This window comes from Paeniglutamicibacter terrestris (genome assembly GCF_012271785.1).
Taxonomy (GTDB): Bacteria; Actinomycetota; Actinomycetes; order Actinomycetales; family Micrococcaceae; genus Paeniglutamicibacter; species Paeniglutamicibacter terrestris.
Genome location: NZ_JAAWVT010000009.1, coordinates 134,119 through 155,601, shown reverse-complemented (window position 1 = coordinate 155,601; position 21,483 = coordinate 134,119). Strand labels below are relative to the sequence as shown.

Genomic DNA, 21,483 nt, shown 5'->3' with positions numbered 1-21,483 from the left:
AGGAATTCTGGCGTGTTCAGTCTACGTGAGAGATTGCTTTCACTTGTGGCTTTTGGCCGGTTTCGGGTGAGCTCAAGGAAAACTCCAAGGCCGCGGCCAGATTCCCGTGTTGCGAAACAACCACCTCGTTGAGGCCAAGCCACTTCGCCATCAACAGCAATTCGGCTGCCAATTCAACCGCGGTGTCCCCCGGCGCCCCCGGTTCTGCGAAGGATCCGCGGACCAACAGGCGACCCGAACTTCGATCGGCTTTCAGATCAACCCGGGCCACCAATCGCTCCCCCAATAAGAAGGGCAAGACGTAATAGCCATAAACTCGTTTGGCTGACGGCGTATAGATTTCTAGGCGATAGGTGAACCCAAACAGATTCTCGAGGCGTCTGCGATTAAAGACCATGGAATCGAAGGGACCCAGCAGAGCCCGACCGGCAGCCTTTCGCGGGATCTTTGTATCGGGCAGCAGGTAGTAGGTCTCGTTGATTCCGGCGATTTTGGCTCGTTCAAGGATGCTTCGTTCGGCAAGTTCCTCCAGAACGACGGCGCTTTGCCGCAAAGGGAGCCGAAAATAGTCCGCGAGGCAGTGCGCGCTCCCCACACCATGAGCACGAGCCGCAGCCACGAGCAATCGCTCCATGCCGGTACGCCCGTCCGAGGTGGTGGCGGGAATGCCCTTCGGAAACACTTTGTGCAGCGAGGTGTAGCGGCGCTCGAAGGCACTATTTCTGCCCTCGGTGCCAATCAGTCCTTCGGCGAAAAGCGCTTCCAAAGCCCGTTTAACCACCGACCAATTCCAGCCCCACGCGTCGTTAACCTTCACGTGCTGGTGTCCGAGCTCCGTGGAAATCTCCCGAGATGTCATCGCGTGACTCGTATCCAGCAGGTCAAGAATCTGCTCGGCCAGGACTTTGCCGTCCTCATCGAGCGTTTTTAGGCTGCCGATCCACTTTCGACGCTGCCAGGGCACCAGGTCGCCAAAGTGCTCGCTACGGACCAACGACGCTTCGTGTGCCCAGTATTCAACGGCCTGCCGCGGATGGCGCACCGCGAGTCGATCCAGAAGTTCGGGAGCATAGGGGCCAAGACGCGAAAAGATGGGAAGGTATTGCGCGCGAGAAAGCACGTTAACCGAGTCGATCTGGATGAGCTCCAGACGCGCGAAGGTCCGGCCCACCGCACCAAGAGTTACTGGTGTGGCGGGCCGGACCTTGTGCAAACCTTGGGCAGCTACGGCAACACGGCGGGCCTGAGAAAGACTAAGCGACCTGTTCATGAAATAACCGTAGTGCCTGTTCGCTAAGCGTTGACCGAACTAGCCTCGCGGTAACCTCGGGTCTCGACCGTTGCCTCATCTTTGGCATCCGGATCCAGTGTGATGGTGCCATAAGAATATTGCTGGTCTCCCTTGGTCTTTCGAGCGTAGAGGACCGAATGGGCACCGGTGGCCGCATCAACGAAGAGATAGAACGGGTGTCCAATCATTTCCATGCGGTCCACGGCGTCATCAACACTCATGGTTTCTGCAGGGAAGACCTTGCGGCGAATTTCGATGGGCGGGGCGCCGTTTAATGCTGCTTCCTCGGCCAGCCGTGCTTCTTCCTCTTGCTGAGCAAGCCGGGTTGATTCGTGCAGCGGGATCGAGCTGGCCGCTGGTTCCAGGCCGCTGGTCGCCTCGTGGACAGCCTTTGGTGTCCGGGTGCCGTGGTGAACCTTGCGGCGATCTCGTGCCTTGCGCAGACGCTCAAGCAACTTGGCGAAGGCGGTGTCGAATGCCGCAAACTTATCAGCGGCTTTTGCCTCAGCACGGATTGCAGGACCCCTACCCAACACCGTCAATTCAACGGTCAGAGCAGAATCCGCATTTCGTGCGTGCTGCTCCTTGGTGACTTTAATGTCCAAGCGCTGGATCTTCGTGGCAAGTTGATCGACCTTGTCGATCTTCTCGTCTACGTACTCGCGAAAGCGATCCGTAACACTGACATTGCGTCCGTTGATCGTCATCTCCATGGTGTCCTCCATCATTGCTCAGGTGACACAACAGCGACCGAAGAATTCACTCCTTCCGGCCGCTGAAGATGGGTTCCTTTCCCCTTTCGGGGTGCCCATACTTCACCCTATGTCACATGCAATATTAATCAAGGATGTGCGGAGTATTTCTTCATCGCGCTCAGCGAACAGCACGGTTTTCATCAGGTGCCGGAGTTGCTGCTACGACCACGGCTCCGCATACTACAAGCCCAGAATCCGCTAGGCAACGCTGTGCCTCGGCCAGCGTGGCACCGGTGGTCAACACGTCGTCAATGAGGAGCACCTGCGCCCCGCGTGTCGCTAATTGGGCCATTTTTTGTGACCCGTGCGCCTGCATCGTGTTGCGCACCGACACTCTGGCTTGTCTATTCTTGCCCTTTTGCGCACCCGCGAACTGGTACCAGCCGCGATACCTCAGAAGGTTTTCCACCGGCACCGCACTGGGCAATACGCCGGAATGCCTTAGACCTTTCAACAACATACCTACGGGAAAATAGCCACGCCGAGACCTGGCGGCAAGACGAATCGGCACCGGAACCAATACGACCGGCAACCCAAACGTGGTCAGCGTGGCTATGCCTTCGCGCAACGCCCTGGCCAGCGCCGGCACTAAAACCGGAGCGAGGCCAGGCATCTGGCGGTTTTTGAAAGCCAAAATGACGGCCGCCAATTCGTGGTCGTAGGAGCCTGCTGCCAGAACCGGGAGGGGTTGCTGACGCGGATTGAGTGGCAGTGCCTCGGCCCATTGCTCGACCCGTCGCGGGTGCAGGACCCCAGCGCGCAAACCAGTCCCGCAGGCAGCACAGATGGTGAAATCTGGCCGTCCACAGCAGACGCAGGCAACCGGCAGCAACAACGCGGCGGTACCACCTAGGGCGGCACGCATTCTGCGAACTGCGCCATGGTTCCACAGGGCATCGGCGTGTCGGAGCCATGGTGAGGCCCCTCGACGAGCTTTCAGGGGACTTCCGACGTTAGGAACCGAACGAAGCATCGCGCTGCTGAGTTTCATGATTCACACTCTGGTGCCCAGCCGCCGCGGCGCGAATCCAATTCTGCCGGGTTGTGGAGAAGCGCTGGGGGTCTAACCGGGGTACGAAAGATCCCTGACCATCACGTCCATGATGTGCCACGAACTACCCACGCGTGTGTGGATCTTCTCCTTGGTCTCGGCATACACCTGACGGCGATCCCCAGGACCTGCAGAAAGATCTAGTAGCCCCAACAACGGCAGATACGTCACGGTGGTGCCGGCCAGGCTGATCTCCTGTGCTTCGACTTTTTCGGTGGCGCTGGTGGTCGAGACGATGATGGAGATATCTGAGTTCCAGACCGCTTGGGTCACCGGAACGCTGGGGTAAATCTGCTTTGGTGGAGCGAAGCCTCGCGGCGCACCGTCGCTGTCACGCAAAATGCCGCTAATCGACACGCTTGATTCACCGTTTTTCGTCGAAACGATCAGGGCGCGCGTGCCATCGCGGGAGACCCGCAATGATGAAATCTTCGCCTTGGTGAACTCGCTGGCGGTGATCGGTCGAACCTTGCCGTTGACGGCGATATCCTCCGGAACCGCAAGGATTCGGGTGCTGGCCGAGTTATCCACGGTCCAGGTCCACCCGAAAGCATCCATACTGGGGCGGACCAAGTCTGTGCCGGTGGCGACCACCGAGGAAGTGCCCTCCTCATCAATGGCGACCAGCTTCGAACGCGTCGAGTTGAGGAACGCAAAGCGGTTGCCCAGTGGGCTCATGGCCGGCAGTCGCGGCTGGTAGCCGGCGATGTCGTTGATGCCCCCGACCAGGCTGGGTGACTGCCCCTTGAGGAAGTACAGCGCGTTGTCCTTGATGCCGATCTGAGTGTCGGGCACCGCGGGGTTCACCTCGGCCGCCACAAACGCTGGATCGGCGGCGCTGAGCTTGATCTCCGACTGCTCATCACTCATCAATACCGAGCTGACCCCACCGAGACCGCTCAGCGTTAACTCCAACTGCTGCTCCATCTGCTGGCGCGAGAGCTCGGTGGAATCGATAAATGTTGCCGAGGTCAGGTCGACGGTGGCCCGCTGGGACTCGATGGGTACCGAAGAACGGACCAATGCGCTGCCCTCGGGGAAGGCCGAAACAACGGCATTCTCAAGGTATGGAGCGGGTCCGGCTAAGAGCGCCTCGACCATGGAGGCTGCAACGCCGGTGCGGGTGAGGAACCAGCGCACGTCTGGGACGGCGTATTGGTAGCCAACATCGTAGAAGTACAGGGTTTGCGGGGCGAAGACATGCGAGAACTGGTTCTTCTCCATCATGATGCCGTCGGGCAGCTTCGAGATGCGCCACTGGCCGTCGACCTGGACCAGGGAAACATCAACGGCGCGGGTGGTGTGCGGGGGCATTTCGGTCAAAATGCCTGCGGCATCGACCTCGGAGATGACCTCCATCTGAATGGTGAAGGTGTTGGGCTTCTCCCCGGATATCACCGAGGGGCGTGCGTCATAGACCAGGGTCCGCACCGTGCCCTTCCAGATTCCCGAGGCCTTCGGGTTCAGAAATTCGCGGGCTACTTTGTAGTCGTTCTGGGCGTCGATGCCCGCTTCGATGAATCCCTCGACGATTTCGGTTGGTGTGGCATCCGTGACCGGGCCGGTGCCGTTAAAGACCACGTTGTTCTGGTCCAAGGTGCCTTCCGGGGCGATGGACTGCACCGGTGAGTTCCGTGGGATGGACGAACACCCGGTGATGACCAACATGATGGCCGCCAGTACGGCAAATAATCGCATTCCCGCTGCCCTGTTCCTACTCATGTGGGTGTTGCCTTCCTTGCGGGTGCTCGCTGACGGAGCGTTCGTCCTGCCCCGAATTTTCTTCGGGAATCAACGGCGCGGCAGGTTTGAAGCCGATGGCCGGAATTTCCCCGGTCAGCGGGAAGGAGACAACCATTCCGCTGTCCAGGATCGCATCGGCCAGCACGATGGGTTCCAGCGGGAGCGGAGATGCCACAATTTCCTGCCCCAGCTGACGTGGCAGGGTCAGCCGGAAGCAGGAACCTACCCCGCGCTCACCCCATGCCTCCAACCGCCCGGTGTGCAGCCGGGTATCTTCGAAGGCGATCGACAGGCCGAGGCCCGAGCCACCGGTGGTGCGGGCACGGGCTGGATCGGCTCGCCAGAATCTGTCAAAGACTCGGTGCGCAGATTCCGGGCTCATGCCAATGCCACGGTCGCGCACGGAGATGGCAACGGCGTTGTCATTTCCGGCGACGGTGATGTCGATGGGGTTACCCTCACCGTGTTCGATGGCGTTCATGACCAGGTTCCGAACCACGCGTTCAATGCGTCGGGCGTCCATTTCCGCCACGGCTCCCCCGGATGGGGTGCCCAAGCGCAGCACCGAGCCCATGGCCTCGGCATGTGGATTTGCCGCGTCGATGACGCGCCTGGCCACCGACACCAGATCGGTGGGGTCAGCGTCCAGTACCGCCACGCCAGCATCAAAGCGCGATACCTCTAGCAGGTCGTTAAGCAGGATCTGGAAGCGTTCAACCTGGTTGTACAGCAGCTCGGAGCTTCGCTTATTGATGGGGTCGAAGTCCTCACGGGCGTCGTAGAGTACCTCCGCTGCCATCCGCACGGTGGTCAGCGGGGTGCGCAGTTCATGGGAGACATCCGATACGAAGCGCTGCTGCATCTGCGAGAGTGATGCCAGCTGATTGATCTGCTCCTGCAGTGATGTTGCCATGTGATTAAACGAGTGGCCAAGCCTAGCGATTTCATCCTCGCCGGAAACTTTCATACGTTCATCAAGCTCACCGGAGGCTAGCTTCTCGGAGACCTGCGCCGCTGCCGCCACCGGGCGGACCACCGCACGGGTGACGTACCAGGTGATGCCGCCAACCACCAGCAGCAGAATCCCGCCAACCAGACTCATGGCGCGGTTAATGAAGTCGAGGGTTTTTTGCACACTGGTCAGGTCATAGACCAAGTAGAGACCGTATTCGGTGCCCGGTGGCAAGGTCACCTTCGTGCCGAAGATCAGTCCGGGTCCGGCATTGGGACCGGTGTTGAGCTCGATGGATTGCCAGTAGACGGCGTTGGACTCTTGGATCTGCGTGGACAGCGCTTCTGGGACGATGCGGGAGGTGAGATTGCCGCTGGCCGTGGGTCCCACGTAGAGGTTGTCGGCCCCGCGCAGCGGAACCAAAACAAAGTCGCGCGGCACCAGAGCGGTATCACCCTCAAGGATTTTCAGCGTGCTCGTGACCAGTGAGTGGGTGCTGCTGCGATCCGTGGTGGCTGCCGAATCGAAGATTGAACGGACCTGATTCAGCCCACGCAACGACTCGGACTCGACCTGATTAAATCGTTCCTGAAAAAGTCCTGTAGCAATCTGGTTTGATAAGAACGCGCCGGCACCCAGCAGCGCGACCGCCGTTAAGACAACGGCGGAGATCACGGTGCGGAAGAGCAGCGAGCGGGTCCAACGCGAACGGGTCTTCGCCTTGACCTGCACCACAGCCCCCACGGCACGGCCGTACCAAGGAACCTTGGGCGCAGCTGGCACCAGCGCATCCGTTGGCAACACAGTATTGGGCCCCCGCAGGGGTTGGTGCGGCGGGAGAGAATTCATGCTTCCCGTCATGTGCGGGCTCAGGCCTGTCCGGCCTTATATCCGACGCCGCGCACGGTGAGCACAACTTCGGGACTTTCTGGATCCAGTTCCACCTTGGAGCGCAGACGCTGGACGTGCACGTTGACCAGGCGGGTATCGGCGGCGTGGCGGTAACCCCACACCTGCTCGAGGAGCTGCTCGCGGGTGAAAACTTGCCACGGCTTGCGGGCCAATGCCACCAGCAGATCGAATTCCAGCGGGGTCAGGCCGATCGGCGCATCCGCTCGGGTCACCCGGTGCCCGGCGACGTCAATGCTCAAGTCCCCAATTTTCAGCGTCTCCGGGGCATGCTGTTCTCCGGTGCGCAGCCGGGCCCGCACGCGGGCCACCAGCTCGGCCGGTTTAAAGGGTTTAGGGACGTAGTCGTCGGCGCCGGATTCCAGGCCGCGGACCACATCGGCGGTATCAGATTTGGCGGTCAGCATGACGATCGGGACGTCATCTTCGGCGCGGATCAGCTTGCAGACCTCAATGCCATCGAGCCCCGGCAACATCAAATCGAGCAACACCAGATCGGGCTTGACCTCGCGGAAAACTCCTAATGCCTTGGCACCGTCGTAGCAGAATACGGCTTCAAAGCCATCATTCTGCAACACGATGCCGATCATTTCGGCCAGCGCCTCGTCGTCGTCGACAACCAAGATGCGTGCCTTCATAATCTGCCCTTTCGTAGCTATGCTCGGGAGCCCAATAATAGTAGGCACCCGGATACCTCAAGAGTACATGAGCGCACCGGGCAAATCGCTTCGGAAACGGCAATTCACCACGTGCTTTGGCTCCAGAGCCGATGTCGACGAAGCCGCGGCGGCACAGCATGACGCCGCGCGACACCCGGTGGCGCGCCCGGCACCACATTGATGCGACACGCCGCAGGCACCGCCGGGCCAACCACTCACCGATAGCACCGGGAGCCCTAAGCGTCGACGCGTATCTGGTTCAGTGCCTCGGCGTAGCTGGCCAGCCGCCCCAGCAACGTTGTAGCGCCAGCGGGCGAGAGCTCACCGAGCCCACCGGTGGGCATCAGCACCAACGCGCCAAGGTTTTTATCGCTTAAGCCCAGCTGACGCCAGGGCCGCCTCAGACCCGCCACGGCGTCCACAACTCCCGGTGCCTTCTGGCCCGGTTCTAAGCTCCCGAGCCACAAACGCTGACCGGACTCCACGGCACCGGCCAATAATTCCCATCCCGGGACACTCAGTGTTGCGGCATTTGTACCCAGCCCATCGGCTCCCGCCTCTAAGGCGGTGGATGCCAACTTGGTAAAGGTCTCCGGCTCGGCATTCAATCCGAAGACCACCGAGGCGGCGCCGGCGGCGTGCAGGGAGTCGACCAGCTCGCTCCACCACCCGCGCAGTTCGGCCCGGGGCACCGAACGCAGGGTGCGGTATCCGCTGGCCGTGGGCAATGTTCCGTTCAGGACATGCCCGGCATCCGGTTCATCGATGTAGACGGTGATCCGTTGGCCACCGGTGATCCGTGCCAGCGTCGACAGGTGGCGTGCGGCGCCAAGGGCTAGGGACGCGGCAAGGTCGCGACGGGCCCCGTGGTCCACCACTGCTCGTTCACCGCGGTGTAGATAGAGGTTGGCGGCCAGCGTTGCCGGGCCGGGAAACTGAATCTTTAGTTCGGTGCCGGAATTTTCCTCCGCGCCGATGGCGTCGGAGAGCACGTTCATGTCGGTGCGCAGCGCCGAGGCCGCTCGTCTGGCATCAATCCCGGGGGCAGCTGCTAGCCGCCAGCCGTGCGGCTGCAAGTCAACTCTGAGCTCCTCGAGGAGCTGGGCGCCACGACCAATAGTGTCGGATCCGACCCCGCGCGCGGGGAGCTGGTGCAGGTACGGCAGGTTGGGAGCACCCAGCTCGCCGCGAATCACCAGCGCCGATTCCATCGGGTCGGTCCCCGGCATGGGCCCATGGCCGCTGGCCTGTACGGCGCGTTCCATCGGTTCCGGGGTCGAGGGCTCTTGGCTGGGGGTCATCAATTAGTTTCCGGACTCGGCATGTGTTGCCGAAATGGTGTTGTGGTGCCTGATGACCTCGGAAATGATGAAGTTCATGAACTTCTCGGCAAATTCCGGGTCAAGATGCGCCTCATGGGCCAATCGACGCAGGCGTTCGATCTGCGCCTTTTCGCGTCCCGGATCACTCGGCGGCAGGGAGTGCACGGCCTTGAGGTGACCCACCCGTTGCGTGGCTTTAAACCGCTCGGCCAGCAGGTAAACAAGCGTCGCATCGAAGTTGTCGATGCTGCCGCGAATCGACAACAATTCGGCCATGACCTCGTCCTGGACCGTGTCGGCCAGGGATGATGCGGTGGGGTCATAAGGGTCGGTGTCGGCGCCGCCGTCTGCCTGCGGGTTGATCTGTTGGCTCATGGTTTCAAGTCTAGGGTTGCCCGCGCCTCAGCTGGTAACCGTGACACGTCTTTGCGCCAGCGATCAGCGCTGGGCGTATGTTCGGCGCTCATGGCGCGGAACAAGTGGTGGTGGGCGTGTCCCCCAATCAGAACCCACCCACCACCAGACCCGATGACGATCAGGCCTTCAGGAAGGCCGCACGCCGAGCCGCTTGCTCCACTGGGTCCGGCACCGGAAGCGAGGCGATCAGCCGCTTGGTGTAGGGATGTTCCGGGTTACCCATCACTTGGGATCCGATGCCCTCCTCCACCAATTTGCCGCGGTACAGCACGCCCACCCAGGTGGACAACATGTCCACCACGGCCAGGTCATGGGAGATGAACAGGGCCGCGAAGCCCAACTCCGCCTGTAATTCCTTGAACAGCTCAAGCACCTTGGCCTGCACCGACACATCCAGTGCACTGGTCGGCTCGTCGGCGATCAGCAGTTTGGGATCCAGCGCCAGCGCCCTGGCCAGCGAGGCACGCTGACGTTGGCCGCCGGAGAGCTCGTGCGGGAAACGCTGGGCAAAGGCCGCCGGCAGCTGCACCGCCTCGAGCAGTTCATTAACTCGGGTTCGTGCGGCGCGTGGATCAAGTCCCCGGTGCACCAGCAGCGGCTCGGCCACACATTCGCCGATGCTCAGTTGCGGATTAAAGCTGGCCGCCGGATCCTGGAAAACGAAGCCGATGTCCTGGCGCAGCTTCTTGAAGCTGCGTTCCTTGTAATCGAGCATTTCGTAGCCGAGCACCTTCAGCGATCCGCTGCTGATCTTGTTCAGCCCGGCAATGGCGCGACCGATGGTCGTCTTGCCGGAGCCCGACTCCCCCACCAGTCCGTAAACCTCCCCGGCGCAGATCTTCAGCGACACCTCGTCCACGGCCCTGAATCCCGGTGAACCGAGACGACCGGGGTACACGATGGAGAGGTCTTTCGCCTCCACCAGCACCTCCTTATCCTGGCCCGAGCGTTCGCTCATCCCGGCGGAGGCCGAATGCCTGCCCAGGTGTGGGACTGCCGCGAGCAACGCCTTGGTGTAGTCCTCGCGTGGATTGGCAAAGAGCTCCACGCTGGGTGCACTTTCCACGATCTTGCCCTGGTACATCACCACCACGCGATCCGCGAGGTCGGCGACCACGCCCATATTGTGGGTGATCAGCACGATCCCGGTATTAAAGTCGTCCCGTACCGCGCGCAAGAGCTCCAGAATCTCCGCCTGCACCGTGACGTCCAGGGCAGTGGTTGGCTCGTCGGCCACGATCAGTGACGGGTTCAGCGCCAGTGCCGCGGCGATGATGACACGCTGCTTCTGTCCACCGGAGAATTGATGCGGGTAGTAGTTCACCCGCACCTCGGGCTCCGGGATGCCGACCTTGCGCAATACCTCGATGGCGCGCGCCTTGGCTTCCTTCTTACTGATTTTGGTGTGCGCTCGAATGCCCTCGATGATCTGCCAGCCCACGGTGTATACCGGGTTCAACGCCGTGGACGGCTCCTGGAAGACCATCGAGACGTCCTCGCCGCGGGCGGCACGCAATTGTGCCGGGCCCAGAGTGAGCATGTTTTTGCCCTTGAGCAGCACCGCGCCGCGTGCCACGGCCGTATCTGCCAGCAGACCCAGAATGGTGCGGGCGGTGACCGACTTACCCGAACCAGATTCTCCGACCACCGCCACCACTTCCCCGGCAGCAACATCAAAGCCCACGCCGCGTACCGCCGCCACTTCCCCGGCATCGGTGGTGAAGGTGACTTCAAGGTCCTTGATGGACAGGACCGCGCCGTCTACGCGCGTGTCTACGTTGTTCGTTTTCATGCTGCTGCCTTTCCGCCGCGGCGCTTAGCCTTGCGGCGTGTCCGCAGGCGCGGATCCGCCAAGTCATTCATGGATTCGCCCACAAGCGTCAGCCCGAGCACCGTCAGAACGATGGCGACACCCGGGAAGACACCGGTCCACCAGACGCCGCTGGTCGCGTCACTCAGCGCGCGGTTCAAGTCAAAGCCCCATTCCGAGGCCTTGGTCGGTTCGATGCCAAAGCCCAAGAAGCCCAGTCCCGCGAGGGTCAGCAGTGCCTCGGAAGCATTGAGCGTAAAGATCAGCGGGAGCGTGCGGGTGGCGTTGCGGAAAACGTGTTTAAACATGATGCGCCAGGTTGAGGCCCCGATGACCTTCGCGGATTCTACAAAGGGTTCTGCCTTCAGCCGGACGGTTTCGGCGCGGATGACGCGGAAGTACTGCGGGATGAAAACCACGGTGATGGAGATGGCCGCGGCCATGATGCCACCCCAGAGACTCGATTGCCCGCCGGAGATCACGATGGACATCACGATGGCGAGCAACAACGAGGGGAAGGCATAAACGGCATCGGCCAAGACCACCAGCACCCGGTCAAGCCAGCCACCGATGTACCCGGAGACCAGGCCCAGGAAAACACCGATGAAGATGGAGAAGAGCACCGCTACGACGATGACGGCCACGGCGGTCTGGGCTCCCCAGATGGTTCGTGAGAACACATCAAAGCCACCGACGGTGGTGCCCCAGATGAACTTTCCGCCGGGGGCTGCCTGCGTGGGGAAATCCCCGTCGGCGTCGGCCATTTGGGAGAACCCAAACGGGGCGATCAGCGGGGCAAGTGCCGCGGTGAGCAGGAAGGCGACGGTCAGGACCAGGCCCACCACCAACATGCCGCGCTGCAATCCGGCGCTCATGCGCAGGTGTGAGATCACCGGAAGACGGTAGATGAGCGATCGCTTCGATGGCACCGAAACGTGAGTTGTTGTACTCATAACTTAGAACCTCACTCGGGGGTCGATGAGGGCGGCAATGATGTCAACAATGAAGTTGGTCAGTGCGACGATGACGGCCAGCAGCACCACGATGCCCTGCACCGCAACGAAGTCACGCGCGGTGAGGTACTGGGCCAACTGGAAGCCCAGGCCCTTCCATTCGAAGGTGGTCTCGGTGAGCACCGCGCCGCCCAGCAGCAGCGCGATCTGCAGTCCCATGACCGTAATGATGGGAATCAGCGCGGGGCGGTAGGCGTGTTTGGTGAGCAGCCGGTATTCGGAGACGCCGCGCGAACGCCCGGCTTCCACGTAGTCTCGGCCCAGGGTGCCGATGACATTGGTACGCACCAGACGCAGGAACACTCCGGCGGTGAGCAAGCCCAGGGCAACCGCCGGCAGGATCGCGTGCGAGATGACATCGGATGCCGCGCTCATGTTTCCCGAGCGCAAGGCGTCCAGCAGGAAGATACCGCTGGGGTTCTGCAGCCCGGTGAGCTGCAGTTCGGCGTTGACTCCCGCGCGTCCGGCGATCGGTAGCCAGCCCAGCCACACTCCGAAGATGAGTTTGAGCAGCAGGCCGGCAAAGAACACCGGGGTGGCGTAACACAGGATGGCGAAAACACGCAGCAGCGCATCGGGCCAACGGTCACGCATTTTGGCCGCGAGCAACCCGAACGGGATGCCGATCAGCAGTGCGACGATCAGCGAGTTCACTGCCAACTCGGCGGTCGCGGCACCATAGGTCGCCAGGACCTCGGTGACGGCGCGATTATCGGAGATGGTGCGACCGAAGTTACCGGTAAAGATCTGCCCGAGGTATTCGAAGTACTGAACGATGACCGGGCGGTCGTAACCGGCGGCGGAAATTCGTTCGGCCAGCTGGTCTGGGGTTAATCGTCCACCCAGCGCCGCGGTGATGGGGTCACCGGTCACGCGCATCAGGAAGAACACCAGGGTAACGAGGATAAAGATGGTGGGGAAGATCAGCAGGAAGCGTGTGAGCAGATAGCGCGCAAAGCTGCCTCCCGCCTTGGCTGCCGGTCTTGTCGGCGGCGGGGTGACCGCGGGGTTTTCGGTCAAGTTAATCGTGGTGGCCATGGCCAAAGCGTCCTAGCTTTAAAAGAGTGGTTTCCAGAAAAAATGGGCCGCGGGTTCCTCCCACACAATGGGGTGAAGAGGAACCCGAGACCCGTGCACGATGGTGACTACTTAGAGATGGCGCCCATGCGGAACTTGAAGGAAGCATCCAGCGTGGTCTCAACGCCCTTGACGTCGGCACCGGATACGGCAACCTGTGCACCCTGCAGGAGCGGGATCGTGGAGAGATCACCGGCGACCTTGGTCTGGATCTCCTCGATGAGTGCCGTGCGCTTGGCACGATCGGTTTCCACCCGCTGCTCGTTGATCAGGTTGTCAACCTCGGGGTTGTCGTACTTGTTGCCCAGGAAGTTGTCCTTGGCGAAGAACGGCGACAGGTAGTTATCGGCATCCGAGTAGTCCGGGAACCAACCGAGCTGGTAGGCCGGGTAATCGGTGACACGTGACTTTTGGTAGGTCACCCATTCGGTGGACTGCAGGTCCACCTTGAACAGGCCGCCGGCTTCCAGCTGTCCCTTGACCGCCGCGTACTCATCGCCCGAACTGGGGCCATAGTGATCGGGGTTGTACTGCAGCTTGAGGTTGACCGGGGTGCTGACGCCCGCGGCTTCCAGGGCTGCTTTGGCCTTCTCCTGCGACGGCCCACCGTCCTGGCCGTAGAGCTCCTTCAGTGGTTCGATGGCGCCGGTGAAGCCCTGCGGCACAAACGAGTAGACCGGGGTGTAGGTGTCCTTGTAGACCTTGGTGGCGATGGCCTGGCGGTCGATGAGGTTGGCTACGGCCTGGCGAACCGCCAGCGACTTGGCGGCATCCGCGTCATCAGACTTCGCGCCGAAAGGCATAATGTCGAAGTTGAAGACCATGTAGCGCAGTTCGCCACCGGGGCCCTTGTCGACCTTGACCTTCTTGTCCTTGGCCAGGTCGGCCACGTCGGTGGGAGAGAGCGAACGCCATGCCACGTCAATGCCGCCTTGCTGGATGTCCAGCTTCAGGTTGTTGGAATCCGCGTAGTACTTGATATTGGCCGACGTATTCGCCGGAGCCCCGAGCAGGCCCTGGTAGCCGTCATAGGCCTTGAGCGCTACCAGCGAGTTTTTCGCGTAGGACTCGATGGTGTACTGACCGGCAAAGGCCTTGCCCTTGATGATCACGTCATCGGCGACGACCTTGTCGGCTGGGAAGATCTCGTCATCAACGATTGGACCGACAGGGCTGGTGAGCACCTGTGGGAAGGTCTGGTCGTTGCCCTTCTTGAGCGTGAAGACCACCGTGGTGGCATCCGGGGCAGCAACACTCTTCAGGTTGCCCAACAGCGACGAGGGACCATTCGGGTCAGCGATCTTGACCTGTCGGTCGAAAGTATTCTTGACGTCCTTGGAATCCAGGTCGTGGCCGTTGGCCCACTTGAGCCCGGCCTTGAGCTTGACCGTGTACTCGGTCGGGGTGGTGAACTCGGCGGACTCGACGATGTCGTTCTCCGGTTCGGCCGATCCGGGCTTGGAGTTCAGCAAGAACGGGTAGATCTGGTTCATGACCATGAACGAACCGTTGTCATAGGATGCGGCCGGGTCAAGTGACGTCACCTTGTCCGTGGTGCCTACGGTGATGGGTGCGCTGGCGGCACCGCCACCGGACGTGGAGCCGCTGGCCCCTGGCGTTGCCGCGGGGCCGGTGCAAGCGGTCAGGGCCAGGGCAGAAATGCCAACCACGGCTGCGGCGAGACGCAGGCCGTTCTTCGAGCGGGTCATGTGGTTTCCTTAATTTTTGCTTTGCGACGCTGTGATCCAAAACACAGCGAACTACATAGTAGTTGCTTCACATCACAAAAGGCCATGCTTTCTGCCGAATATTTACAGGAAATGTAAATGACATCTTTCAGATCTATGCTTCTTGATGCGGAAAACCAGAAACGGAACTTCGCTTCTCCGCCCGCAGCAACGATTTTGCGGATTGTGGCCTAGGCTTAAAGGTGATGATGACACGTAGAGACGCCGCGATTGCCCTGGACATCTCCATGGAAATGGCGAAGCGACACAATATTCCCCCGCGCATGAGCGAAGCCGAGTTCGCAGCACTGAACGCCAACGCGCCGGCCTGGCTCATCCAGTCTCGCGCTAACAGGACCGGGAAGCGCCCCGTATGGATCCAGCTGACCTGCGCCGTTTGTGGTTTCACCGAGGCCGAGCGACCCAAGAAGTGGTGGCCCAAATTCGACTTCGTACACTGCGCCGAGCACGGTCCGGCCCAGCTGCCGAGTCTCGAAGCCGGCAAGACCCGTTTGGAATACCCCGATATCTCCACTCGCATGTATGGCATCGTCGACGAGGATAAGGCCTAGGCACTCAGACTCTCGACAGCTTGTCCCGCACGTTATCCGCTATTTTGCGGAAAACGGGCGGGACATTTGTTTATGAGGTGCACCACTGACCAACCGCGATTTCCTCCCGAGGCGCACCGTCCCTCGAGCTTGAGATAGCGCACCAGCCTCGCAGCCGTGCTGAAAAGCATTCGGGCGCCTAATTCCTGCGGCGCCCGGCTCCGCCGCGGGGTTCATCCCTGATTCTTGAGATCCGCCACCGAGCGCGAAAGCAGGCAAAACTCGTTGCCCTCAGGATCGGCCAGAACCACCCAGCTGACATCGGAACCTTGACCGATGTCGGTGCGCCGCGCGCCAAGGGCCAGCAAACGTTCAAGCTCCAGAGCGGTGGACACCCCGTCCGCCCGCAGGTCGAAGTGCAACCGGTTCTTCACGCTTTTACCCTCGGGCACCGCGAACACTTCGATGGCTGGCCAGGCACCGTCCAATGGTCCAATGCCGATGCCTTCGTCGTCTTCTTCAATCACGTGCCAACCCAGCACCGCGCACCAAAAATCGGCCACCACGCGGGGATTTGTCGCATCGATGCTGATGGAGGTCAGTCGACTGGTCATGGCCACACACTAGTCGCCCGACCGCGGTCAGGGAACAGAGCACAGGGAACAGGCCCGGAAGCGCCGGCCGGAGGTAGTGGAGCAGCTGCGCTTGCACTCACTCAACGACGAAGGCCCCGCCGGTGCAGCCAAGCAACCGGCGGAGCCTTCAATGAGGTGTGGTGGTTCTCAGGAAATCAGGCTCGGGTCCCATGCCGTGGAGCGTGCCGATTCGATGGTGGCCTGTCCCAGCACCCGGGTGCCCTGGTAGATGACCATGGTCTGACCCGGTGCTACGCCGCGCATCGGGTTGATGATCGTGGCCACCAGCACGCTGGAGCCATCCTCCTGAACCTGCACGCTGGCGCGGGCATCAACCGGATCACCGTGCGCACGGACCTGAACCATGCAGTCGAATTCGGTGCCGGCGCTCGCCTCAGCGATCGGCAGCCCGGCCCAGGAAATCCGGATGCCGCGCAGCTCATCAACGGCCAACAGTGCCTCCGGGCCAACAATGACCTTGTTTTCCTTCGGGCGGATCTCCAGCACGAAGCGTGGCTTGCCATCGGCCGCCGGGGTGCCAAGCTTCAGGCCCTTACGCTGTCCGACGGTGAAGGCGTGAGCGCCCTCATGCTCGCCCAGGGAGGTTCCCTCCTGGTCAACGATCTCGCCCTTGGTCATATGGATGCGCTCGGCCAGCCACCCGCGGGTATCCCCATCGGGAATGAAGCAGATGTCGTAGCTGTCGGGCTTATTGGCTACCGAGAGCCCGCGGGCCTCGGCCTCGGCCCGCACCTCGGCCTTGGAAGGGGTCTCGGCCAGCGGGAAGATGCAGTGCTCCAGCTGTTCATGAGTCAGCACACCCAGCACGTAGGACTGATCCTTGGCCCAGTCCGCGGCGCGGTGCAGTTCCGGATGTCCCTCTTCATCACGAATCACCTTGGCGTAATGCCCGGTGCATACCGCGTCAAAACCCAGGGCGATGGCCTTTTCCAACAGCGCGGCGAACTTGATGCGCTCGTTGCAGCGCATGCAGGGGTTGGGCGTGCGACCGGCCTGGTACTCGGCGATGAAGTCCTCCACCACGTCTTCTTTAAAACGCTCGGAGAAGTCCCACACGTAGTACGGGATGCCGAGTTTATCGCAGGCGCGCCAGGCATCGTTGGAATCCTCCACCGTGCAACAGCCCCTCGATCCGGTGCGCAGGGTTCCGGGCATCCGGCTCAGCGCCAGGTGCACCCCCACGACCTCGTGGCCTGCTTCAACGGCTCGTGCCGCCGCCACGGCGGAGTCAACTCCGCCGCTCATCGCTGCCAAAACCTTCATCGCGTAAACCCTGTCCCTGCCGTTTGAATGCTACTGATTTGTGCGGCCATTCCGGCCTTTTTGGCGCGCTCGTACGCTTCGGGTAAAGCCGCCACCAACTTCTCAACGTCTGAAGTGCCAGTTGTATGCCCGAGGCTGAAGCGTTGTGCGCCACGTGCGGTTTTTTCATCTCGGCCCATGGCCAACAATACGTGTGAGGGCCGCGGGACCCCGGCGGTGCACGCGGAGCCGGTGGAGGAATGGATCCCGAGCATGTCCAGCACAAATAGCAACGAGTCCCCCTCGCAGCCCGGGAAGGTGAAGTGCACGTTACCCGGAAGCCGGGTGCCGGTGTGCTGCGGATCCGCGCTGCCGTTCAAGACCGCTTCGGGGATCAATCTCCCGATGGAAGTGATCAGGCTGTCGCGCAGCGTGGCCAGGCGTTCGTTCTCGGTGCTCAGCGTGGCGGCAGCGGTACTGGCGGCCGCGGCAAAGCCAGCGGCGGAGGCGGAGTTCAAGGTTCCCGAACGCAGCGCACGTTCATGTCCGCCGCCGTGCTGCACGGGAGTCAATGTCACATTTCGGCGTACCAGCAGCGCGCCAATGCCCACCGGACCGCCAATCTTGTGCCCGGAGATGGCCATGGTGGCCAGTCCCGATTCGGCAAAGTGCGTGGGCACCGAGGTGAAGGCCTGCACGGCATCACTATGCACCGGGATGCCATGGGGTTCGGCGAGCGCCACGACCTGGTGGATTGGTTGGATGCTGCCGACCTCATTGTTGGCCCACATGCAGGTGATCAGCGCGATGTCCGCGGGGTTCTGACGGATCAGTGCCTCGAGGTCGGAGAGGTTGATGACCCCGTCGGTATCCACCTCAAGCCAGGAAATGGTGGCGCCCTGCTGGGCGGCCAGCCATTCGACGGTATCCAGGACCGCGTGGTGTTCGATGGTGGGCACGATGATGCGAGTACGGGTGGGGTCAGTCGCCGTGCGGCTCCAGTACAAACCCTTGAGCGCAAGATTGTCCGATTCGGTTCCGCCGGAGGTGAAAATGACCTCAGAGGGGTGTGCCCCGGCCGCGGCGGCCAGTTGTTCCCGGGCTTCTTCCATCACTCGGTGGGCGCGGCGCCCGGCGCCGTGCAGCGAGGAGGGGTTGCCGGTCTGTGCCAGCTCATGGGTCATAGCGCTCAACGCGGCGCCGGACATCGGCGTCGTGGCGGCGTGGTCTAGGTATGTGGGGCTCATGGACACCGAACAATTCTAGCCGTGTTGCGCGGCGACGGCGCGGAGTCATTGCTCACATGCACCCGGGGAGGCCGAAGCCGAGCGCTTGGTGCACTGCCCCGTGCCGAGCATCGTGAGCCCGTCGAACCAGCCGAACCCACAGCGTCCGCCGGTTAGTTCTCCTCGCCGGCGAAGTATTCCCCGGCCAGTTCCTCGGGGTCAAAGGGGGTGGCATCGGGTATCGGCAATTGATTGTGCGTATCCCCCTGAGCATCAAGCCGCGCATCCGCGCTCACCTCCAGTGCTTCAACCCCGGGGCAGGCAAGCAGCGCGTTGATCAGTTCCTTGCTTCCCCCCACGATGGTCGAGTCCTCATAAAGTTCGGTGGACAGAATCCAGGCACGGTCCTTGGGCCAGGCCAGATTCGGGGACTGACGCTGTTCCCCCAGTGAGGTCCGCGCCCACAGCGGGCTGCGCAGATCCGTTCCGTCCCCACTGAACAGGTAGAAGGAACGGTAGCCGGAGCCAATGGTGAGGGTGGGTCCGTTTCTGTCCTCGTGGGAAAAGGCCGGGGCCTTCGCCGCTGCCGCCAAGTCGGCGGCTCGCACGAGGTTCTGCTCAATGCTCAGTGCGGGATCATCCTCGATGGTGATCTCCACCTGATCCCCACCATGGATGAAGGCCAGCCCATTCCACAGCGCCAGGTAGATCTCATCCGGGCTCTGCGTGTTGGCTACCAAGAGGGGGGCGATGGCCGCCAGCTCCTGGGCACCCAGTCCGTCCCACCCCGGGGCCTCACCCTCCCAGGAGTCCTCGGCGAGCGGCACTCCGTCCTCACCGATCCCCGAGAGCGCGGCAAATTGTGCCAGTGGATGCATGGTGGATCCGCGACGTGCAGCAATCTCGCCCCAACTCACCGGCTGCCCGTCCAGTCCCATGGCGGGGTGGAAGATGCGCACGTAGGCGGCATACGAGGCAGGTACCTGTCCGGAGACCAGATTGGCGGTCTGCTCATCGCGTCTCTGGGATTGGAGGGCATCAACGATCCACGCCCCGGCATCGGGCGCCACAAAGTTCAAAGTCATTAAATCAGGGTACCCAGATCCGAGGCCCATGGGCATTTAGCAATGCGAGAGCTACCGTACGTTTCTATTGAGTGTCGTGACGCGCGGGCACGCTGAGCGCACAACAAAGCTGATAGGAATGAACTAACAGTTCTAGCCGAGGAGTTCCCCCATGGGCATGTACCTACCCGCGCTTCGTCACCCCATCCACCATTTTGCCCACCGGAGCATCAACTTCGATTCGAAGGTGGCGTTGATGGCGATCATCAACCGCACTCCCGACAGCTTTTACGACGGCGGAGCGACGTTCGGGCTGCGCAGCGCGGTGGATGCCGCGCTGAAAGCGGTGGGGGCCGGTGCCGACTGGATCGATATTGGCGGGGTGCCCTTCTCCCCCGGGCCGGCGCTGAGCTGGCACGAAGAAGCCGAACGCATCGTCCCGGTCATCGAAGCGGTGCGCCAACAATCCGATGTCGTGATTTCCGCCGACACCTTCCTGCCCGAAGTTGCTGCGGCGGCCATCGGCGCGGGAGCAGATGTTATTAACGACACCACGGGGCTCAGCAATCCGGAACTCGGGCGAGTGGTGGCAGATGCCGGAGTCCACTTGGTGATCACCCATTCGCTGGCGGCACCGCGCACCAGCTATCCGCGGCCCCACTACGACGACGTCGTGCAGGAAGTCACCGGCTACCTGCGGCGCAAGATCGACTACGCGCTGTCGCTGGGCATCGGCGAGGACAAGATCATCATTGACCCCGGGCACGATCTGAACAAAAACACGCGCCACACCCTCGCACTCACCGCCGGATTTGAGGCCATTGCGGCGCTGGGCTACCCCAGCCTGGCCGCGGTCTCCAATAAGGACTTCATCGGCGAGACCCTAGATCTACCCAAGACACAACGCACCGCCGGATCCATGGCTGCCGCCGCCATGTGCATCATGAATGGGGCGCGCATCATCCGCATGCACAATATCCCCGAGTCACTGTCCACCGTGCGGATGCTGGAGGCCGCCATGGGCTGGCGCGAACCTGCCTATCTGATCCACAACATGGGTGAGGTGAACGCCCCAGCACACCCGGGGAACCAAGCACCTGCCCACGCCTTAGCGGCCGGCGGTTCGGCACTGATTAATGCGGCCCCGCACACCACGAACGACGGTGCCTGATGCGCCGGATACTCCCGCCCTGCGCTGATGCTTCGGCCCAAGATGTTGACGACGAAAACTTGCTCACCGGTTATGCCCCGGAACCCGGAACAGAGGCCTTTGTGCGCTTCAACTTCGTCTCCTCGTTGGACGGGGCCGCCACTCATCAGGGCCGCTCCGGCGCGCTGGGCACAGCCGCGGATCACCGGGTCTTCATGTTGCTACGTCGACTGGCCGATGTCATCCTCGTGGGCGCCGGGACGGTGCGTGCCGAGGGCTACGAGGGTGAATTACTTGATGATGCATCCCGCGCCTGGCGCCTGGCGCACGGCATGAGCGAGCGTCCGATCTTGGCCGTGGCCTCCGGGCACCTTGACCTCGATGAACACGGCGCCCTGTTCAGCCAGAACCCCGGGGAAATTCTGCTGCTGACCTCCGCCGCTGCCCCTGCGCAGCGGATTGCAGCCCTCGGTCAGGTGGCTGAGGTCATCACCGCAGAGGACAGTGGTGCCGGTCTTGACCCACACTGGATCATCAAGACGCTGCACGATCGCGGAATGCGGCTGATCCATGCCGAGGGCGGCCCCACACTCTTCGGAGATTTCCTGCGTGCCGATGCCATCTCGAGCCTGGCGCTCACCTACTCCCCGCTGCTGGTCGCGGGAAACGGGCCACGGATCGCCGGCGGAGCTCACCTGGAGGTGCCGGTATCCATGGAGCTGCACCTTTTGCATGAGCAGGACGGTACGCTGCTGGCTGACTACCGCCGCGGCTAAGCTCACCGCTAACTCCTCACCGCTCACCCAGCAACACCCGGTAAGATCGCTGAAGCAAGAACGCGCCGTGCAGCGGAGCGAGCGCAGCACCT

The 21,483-nt window shown here is 62.0% G+C and carries 19 protein-coding genes; 3 read left to right on the top strand and 16 right to left on the bottom strand.

Translation table 11 applies throughout. The annotated features are described in order from the left end of the window. Positions 1-16 precede the first annotated feature (16 nt). From HED64_RS16400 to HED64_RS16345, 12 genes are all read right to left on the bottom strand, one after another. Complete coding sequence (locus HED64_RS16400; protein WP_168153062.1) at positions 17-1,270, bottom strand: winged helix-turn-helix domain-containing protein; 1,254 nt, start codon at positions 1,268-1,270, stop codon at positions 17-19. A gap of 23 nt (positions 1,271-1,293) precedes the next feature. Beyond that, positions 1,294-2,004, bottom strand: a complete 711-nt coding sequence (gene hpf / locus HED64_RS16395) for a ribosome hibernation-promoting factor, HPF/YfiA family (protein WP_168153061.1) — start codon at positions 2,002-2,004, stop codon at positions 1,294-1,296. Positions 2,005-2,164: 160 nt separating this feature from the next. Continuing rightward, positions 2,165-2,911, bottom strand: coding sequence for a ComF family protein (locus HED64_RS16390; RefSeq protein WP_168153060.1), 747 nt, complete (start codon positions 2,909-2,911; stop codon positions 2,165-2,167). Positions 2,912-3,109: 198 nt separating this feature from the next. Then, positions 3,110-4,819, bottom strand: coding sequence for an LpqB family beta-propeller domain-containing protein (locus HED64_RS16385; RefSeq protein WP_168153059.1), 1,710 nt, complete (start codon positions 4,817-4,819; stop codon positions 3,110-3,112). After that, on the bottom strand, positions 4,812-6,641 hold the full coding sequence (gene mtrB, locus HED64_RS16380) for an MtrAB system histidine kinase MtrB (protein ID WP_168153058.1): 1,830 nt from the start codon (positions 6,639-6,641) through the stop codon (positions 4,812-4,814). Before mtrB ends, HED64_RS16385 begins: the two co-directional genes overlap by 8 nt. Before the next feature lie 20 nt (positions 6,642-6,661). Continuing rightward, entirely contained in the window at positions 6,662-7,339 is a 678-nt protein-coding gene (gene mtrA, locus HED64_RS16375; RefSeq protein ID WP_132364771.1) for an MtrAB system response regulator MtrA, read from the bottom strand. Positions 7,340-7,596: 257 nt separating this feature from the next. Beyond that, positions 7,597-8,661, bottom strand: a complete 1,065-nt coding sequence (locus HED64_RS16370) for a uroporphyrinogen decarboxylase/cobalamine-independent methonine synthase family protein (protein ID WP_168153057.1) — start codon at positions 8,659-8,661, stop codon at positions 7,597-7,599. A gap of 3 nt (positions 8,662-8,664) precedes the next feature. Beyond that, positions 8,665-9,057, bottom strand: a complete 393-nt coding sequence (locus HED64_RS16365) for a chorismate mutase (RefSeq protein WP_168153056.1) — start codon at positions 9,055-9,057, stop codon at positions 8,665-8,667. Between the two features lie 160 nt (positions 9,058-9,217). Next, on the bottom strand, positions 9,218-10,891 hold the full coding sequence (locus HED64_RS16360; RefSeq protein ID WP_168153055.1) for a dipeptide ABC transporter ATP-binding protein: 1,674 nt from the start codon (positions 10,889-10,891) through the stop codon (positions 9,218-9,220). Further along, the gene (locus tag HED64_RS16355) at positions 10,888-11,862 is read right to left on the bottom strand and encodes an ABC transporter permease (RefSeq protein WP_168153054.1); all 975 of its coding nucleotides are present in this window, start codon (positions 11,860-11,862) and stop codon (positions 10,888-10,890) included. The genes HED64_RS16360 and HED64_RS16355 overlap by 4 nt, the downstream gene beginning before the upstream one ends. 3 nt (positions 11,863-11,865) lie before the next feature. Further along, positions 11,866-12,960, bottom strand: coding sequence for an ABC transporter permease (locus tag HED64_RS16350; RefSeq protein WP_168153053.1), 1,095 nt, complete (start codon positions 12,958-12,960; stop codon positions 11,866-11,868). Between the two features lie 107 nt (positions 12,961-13,067). After that, positions 13,068-14,708: an ABC transporter substrate-binding protein gene (locus HED64_RS16345; RefSeq protein WP_168153052.1), complete on the bottom strand. Its 1,641-nt coding sequence runs from the start codon at positions 14,706-14,708 to the stop codon at positions 13,068-13,070. Between the two features lie 224 nt (positions 14,709-14,932). Here HED64_RS16345 and HED64_RS16340 point away from each other — a divergent pair, with 224 nt between their 5' ends. Next, entirely contained in the window at positions 14,933-15,298 is a 366-nt protein-coding gene (locus tag HED64_RS16340; RefSeq protein WP_168153051.1) for a hypothetical protein, read from the top strand. Between the two features lie 212 nt (positions 15,299-15,510). Here HED64_RS16340 and HED64_RS16335 read toward each other — a convergent pair whose 3' ends face one another. The 4 genes from HED64_RS16335 to HED64_RS16320 all read right to left on the bottom strand — a co-directional run bounded on the left by HED64_RS16335 (position 15,511) and on the right by HED64_RS16320 (position 19,486). Further along, positions 15,511-15,891 carry a VOC family protein gene (locus HED64_RS16335; RefSeq protein ID WP_168153050.1) on the bottom strand — a complete coding sequence of 127 codons (381 nt, stop codon included), beginning with the start codon at positions 15,889-15,891 and terminating at the stop codon, positions 15,511-15,513. 168 nt (positions 15,892-16,059) lie between these two features. Further along, complete coding sequence (mnmA, locus tag HED64_RS16330; RefSeq protein ID WP_168153049.1) at positions 16,060-17,196, bottom strand: tRNA 2-thiouridine(34) synthase MnmA; 1,137 nt, start codon at positions 17,194-17,196, stop codon at positions 16,060-16,062. Next, positions 17,193-18,422: a cysteine desulfurase family protein gene (locus tag HED64_RS16325; protein WP_168153048.1), complete on the bottom strand. Its 1,230-nt coding sequence runs from the start codon at positions 18,420-18,422 to the stop codon at positions 17,193-17,195. The genes mnmA and HED64_RS16325 overlap by 4 nt, the downstream gene beginning before the upstream one ends. Before the next feature lie 152 nt (positions 18,423-18,574). Further along, positions 18,575-19,486, bottom strand: a complete 912-nt coding sequence (locus tag HED64_RS16320; RefSeq protein WP_168153047.1) for a hypothetical protein — start codon at positions 19,484-19,486, stop codon at positions 18,575-18,577. A gap of 151 nt (positions 19,487-19,637) precedes the next feature. Between HED64_RS16320 and folP the strand changes: the two genes are divergently transcribed. Together folP and HED64_RS16310 are read left to right on the top strand one after the other, a co-directional pair. Continuing rightward, a complete protein-coding gene (folP, locus tag HED64_RS16315) occupies positions 19,638-20,636 on the top strand; it encodes a dihydropteroate synthase (RefSeq protein ID WP_168153046.1) in 999 nt (332 codons plus the stop codon). Then, on the top strand, positions 20,636-21,391 hold the full coding sequence (locus tag HED64_RS16310) for a dihydrofolate reductase family protein (protein WP_168153045.1): 756 nt from the start codon (positions 20,636-20,638) through the stop codon (positions 21,389-21,391). The genes folP and HED64_RS16310 overlap by 1 nt, the downstream gene beginning before the upstream one ends. Positions 21,392-21,483 lie beyond the last annotated feature (92 nt).

Coding starts and splice junctions, on each gene's coding strand:
- HED64_RS16400 (WP_168153062.1), bottom strand. CDS start 1,270: ATGAACAGGTCGCTTAGTCTTTCTCAGGCCCGCCGTGTTGCCGTAGCT.
- hpf (WP_168153061.1), bottom strand. CDS start 2,004: ATGGAGATGACGATCAACGGACGCAATGTCAGTGTTACGGATCGCTTT.
- HED64_RS16390 (WP_168153060.1), bottom strand. CDS start 2,911: ATGCGTGCCGCCCTAGGTGGTACCGCCGCGTTGTTGCTGCCGGTTGCC.
- HED64_RS16385 (WP_168153059.1), bottom strand. CDS start 4,819: ATGAGTAGGAACAGGGCAGCGGGAATGCGATTATTTGCCGTACTGGCG.
- mtrB (WP_168153058.1), bottom strand. CDS start 6,641: ATGAATTCTCTCCCGCCGCACCAACCCCTGCGGGGGCCCAATACTGTG.
- mtrA (WP_132364771.1), bottom strand. CDS start 7,339: ATGAAGGCACGCATCTTGGTTGTCGACGACGACGAGGCGCTGGCCGAA.
- HED64_RS16370 (WP_168153057.1), bottom strand. CDS start 8,661: ATGACCCCCAGCCAAGAGCCCTCGACCCCGGAACCGATGGAACGCGCC.
- HED64_RS16365 (WP_168153056.1), bottom strand. CDS start 9,057: ATGAGCCAACAGATCAACCCGCAGGCAGACGGCGGCGCCGACACCGAC.
- HED64_RS16360 (WP_168153055.1), bottom strand. CDS start 10,891: ATGAAAACGAACAACGTAGACACGCGCGTAGACGGCGCGGTCCTGTCC.
- HED64_RS16355 (WP_168153054.1), bottom strand. CDS start 11,862: ATGAGTACAACAACTCACGTTTCGGTGCCATCGAAGCGATCGCTCATC.
- HED64_RS16350 (WP_168153053.1), bottom strand. CDS start 12,960: ATGGCCACCACGATTAACTTGACCGAAAACCCCGCGGTCACCCCGCCG.
- HED64_RS16345 (WP_168153052.1), bottom strand. CDS start 14,708: ATGACCCGCTCGAAGAACGGCCTGCGTCTCGCCGCAGCCGTGGTTGGC.
- HED64_RS16340 (WP_168153051.1), top strand. CDS start 14,933: ATGATGACACGTAGAGACGCCGCGATTGCCCTGGACATCTCCATGGAA.
- HED64_RS16335 (WP_168153050.1), bottom strand. CDS start 15,891: ATGACCAGTCGACTGACCTCCATCAGCATCGATGCGACAAATCCCCGC.
- mnmA (WP_168153049.1), bottom strand. CDS start 17,196: ATGAAGGTTTTGGCAGCGATGAGCGGCGGAGTTGACTCCGCCGTGGCG.
- HED64_RS16325 (WP_168153048.1), bottom strand. CDS start 18,422: ATGAGCCCCACATACCTAGACCACGCCGCCACGACGCCGATGTCCGGC.
- HED64_RS16320 (WP_168153047.1), bottom strand. CDS start 19,486: ATGACTTTGAACTTTGTGGCGCCCGATGCCGGGGCGTGGATCGTTGAT.
- folP (WP_168153046.1), top strand. CDS start 19,638: ATGGGCATGTACCTACCCGCGCTTCGTCACCCCATCCACCATTTTGCC.
- HED64_RS16310 (WP_168153045.1), top strand. CDS start 20,636: ATGCGCCGGATACTCCCGCCCTGCGCTGATGCTTCGGCCCAAGATGTT.